At 35.8% G+C, this 2,830-nt stretch carries 2 protein-coding genes and 1 pseudogene; 1 reads left to right on the top strand and 2 read right to left on the bottom strand.

Going from position 1 to position 2,830, the window contains the following annotated elements:
• Window positions 1-105: 105 nt before the first annotated feature.
• Window positions 106-892: pseudogene (gene phoH, locus BHE89_RS13905) on the bottom strand (phosphate starvation-inducible protein PhoH).
• Between the two features lie 607 nt (window positions 893-1,499).
• Between phoH and BHE89_RS25845 the strand changes: the two are divergent.
• Entirely contained in the window at window positions 1,500-1,691 is a 192-nt protein-coding gene (locus BHE89_RS25845) for a methyltransferase family protein (RefSeq protein ID WP_286146148.1), read from the top strand.
• 11 nt (window positions 1,692-1,702) lie between these two features.
• On the opposite strand, the gene BHE89_RS13895 is transcribed toward BHE89_RS25845, so the two are convergent.
• The gene (locus BHE89_RS13895) at window positions 1,703-2,686 is read right to left on the bottom strand and encodes an endonuclease (RefSeq protein WP_069369017.1); all 984 of its coding nucleotides are present in this window, start codon (window positions 2,684-2,686) and stop codon (window positions 1,703-1,705) included.
• Between the last annotated feature and the right edge of the window lie 144 nt (window positions 2,687-2,830).

Genomic DNA, 2,830 nt, shown 5'->3' with positions numbered 1-2,830 from the left:
ATTAATAAAAAAGATAAATAAATAGTTTATTTAAAGATATAAATAAAAAAGGTCACATTAATATGTGACCTTTTTAATTTTTATACAAAATTTCGCATACTCTCTTTAATCATTATAAGCTGCAAGTACATGCTGACATAATGTAGAGCGTACACAATCTTTCTTGCATAAATTTAATCACCCCTACTCGGTTATTAGCCTCAAATCGAACCAGTGCATCTGCTAATCCAGACGGTACATTAGCAGGTAAATCACACTGTGTAATATCCCCATTGACGACAACGGTGACATTTTCACCCATTCTAGTTAGAAATAATTTCATTTGATTTACAGTAACATTCTGCGCTTCATCTAAAATAACAAATGCATTTTCAAAAGTACGACCTCGCATATAAGCGAAAGGCGCAATTTCGACTTTACCAATTTCAGGCCGTAGACAATATTGTAAAAATGAAGCGCCTAAACGTTTAACTAATACGTCGTAAACAGGACGAAAATAAGGTGCAAACTTTTCAGCAATATCTCCGGGTAAAAAACCGAGGTCTTCATCAGCTTGCAATACTGGTCGAGTCACTATAATACGCTCTATTTCTTTATTAATTAAAGCATCGGCGGCCATTGCAGCACTAAGAAAAGTTTTACCACAGCCAGCTTCCCCTGTGGCAAAGATAAGATTCTGATGTTTAATTGCATTTATATATTGACGTTGAGCTTCGTTGCGAGGCGATAATACACGCTCATCACGTTTTTCTCTCGCCATACCAATCGTATCGATATCCCCAAAGCCTGGTAAAACCATAACATTATCTCGATGCGCTCCATTACGTTGTTCTTTACGTGAGGTGCGTTTATTTTCTCGGCGTAAACGTGTTGCTGCTTTTTGTCTACTCATAGTGGTATTTACCCTTGTTAGTCTTCAAAAAGTCATCGACATCTCTGTTTATATTCCATTCACTTACCGATGAGTCCCCTTCAGACTCGGTTTAGTCGCAGAAAACAAAAAAACCGGTCACAATCCTGAACATTAAACATCAATGAACGGTTGTTGCCGGTTTTCTGTAAGTAACGAGATATTTCCATTGCTTCTGTCATTCATATTCCCCATCATGGAGTTAGAGTGAAAATTAACGAAGCTTTATGACAGTATAAATGACAAAAAGAAAAAATATTTTCAATACTGAGATGCTTTATAACGAGATAGACTTAACATAAAAATAACAATAAATGTTATTTTAGGGGGAGTTAATGAATTTTTTGCGATTACCTTTTATCTATTGGCTGCTACTTAACCTAATCCCATTTATCGGTTTTGAACTTCACTCTGGCTCTCTTAAAATGGGCTTCTTTTTTTACCTCGGTTTACTTACCATTACAACTTCTGGGATCTGGCTTTTTTATTGTCTCTCCTTTTTTATTAAACAAAAAAAACGTCTCCTAATCCCAATCACACACCTCGGCAATTAGTGACAGCTGGTCCTTATAAAATAAGCCGCAATCCTATGTATCTCGGTTTTTTAGATATGAGTATTGGGTTGTTTTTTATTTTTGGTAATTGGGGATTTTTAGGTGCGGCAATTGCGTTTTACTTTATTACTGATCGCTATACGATAGTACGTGAAGAAAAAATCTTAAGTGAATTATTTCCGCAAGCGTGGCAACAATATTGTCGCCACGTTCGTCGTTGGATGTAAAATAATTACAATTAAGGTTGTTTGCAGTTATTCGCTAAACGATAGCCAGCCTTAATCGCCTCGCTCTCTGTTTTAAACAAAACCGCATTTTTGTCTGACATTGTTTTATAACCCGAGCAATGTGAAAAATGGTAAATCTTACTATTTACATTACCTTTAATATCTTCAGATTGTGATGTGTTTATTTGCTTAGGTATTTCAGTTTTAGCTTTAGTCACTAACGTACTATTTGTTGCAGATAATCCAACACCACTGTTTTTATGCCCTAATTGCCATTTCATTTCACCCGTCACAAAGGGATTGTGATATCCAACAATACGAGCAATACGGTTATCACGCTCTTTTTCCCATGCTGTTGGTGGATAAGCATTATCCCAAGCCATTAATAGCTGTTGTTGCTGACGTGACATAGAGAGGTTATAACGATCATGCAGATAGAAATAAACCCTTGCGACTTGACCTTTAACGTCATTACGAGGTTCAAAAGTCCGTGAAGAAAAATCAACACGGCTACGACATTGACCATATTGGTAAGGCGCTTTTGCAGGTAATTGTCCAAAACTAAAATTGCTACGATCACCGTTAACTTCACCAATAGATGGCGCTAAATTGTGTAAATCCGCTTCAATTTTGCCAAATACAGGATCGTTTTTTACGCAATTTGTTCGCCCTCCATTTTGCCAACATTGACGTTGATGACCAAAAACCCATGCAGGTACAATATGCTCCCACTCAATACGTTCCGCTCTCGTTTGCTGAGTTCTGACATTATAACCACAACTGGCTAAATCAACCCGTCCTCCAGATTTACCTACCCATTCCCAATCACAACCACAATAAATAGTACCTTGTGATTTTTGATTTTGATCATAATAAATACGTTCTCTTGCTATCTCTTTTGCTTTTGTAAAATTTTCAGGAGCCTGAGCTTGAACATTTGATGTGATAAAAAACAAACTTAATACAATCGCGGTATAGTGTAATATTTTTCTCAATGTGGTATCTGCCTTACTTTTTATTTTATTAAACCCAATAAGAATTATCTTTAATAACTCTCTGATAACCTTATTTTTTATTTATCCTAATATTACCTTTTTTTTTATTTATTTTGGACAATCTTTCTTGCTATTTTTTGTATA

The organism is Shigella sp. FC1967 (assembly GCF_001743005.1).
Lineage (GTDB): Bacteria > Pseudomonadota > Gammaproteobacteria > Enterobacterales > Enterobacteriaceae > Proteus.
Note: the sequence above shows the minus strand (reverse complement) of the source record. Positions and strands in the feature narration are given on the sequence as shown.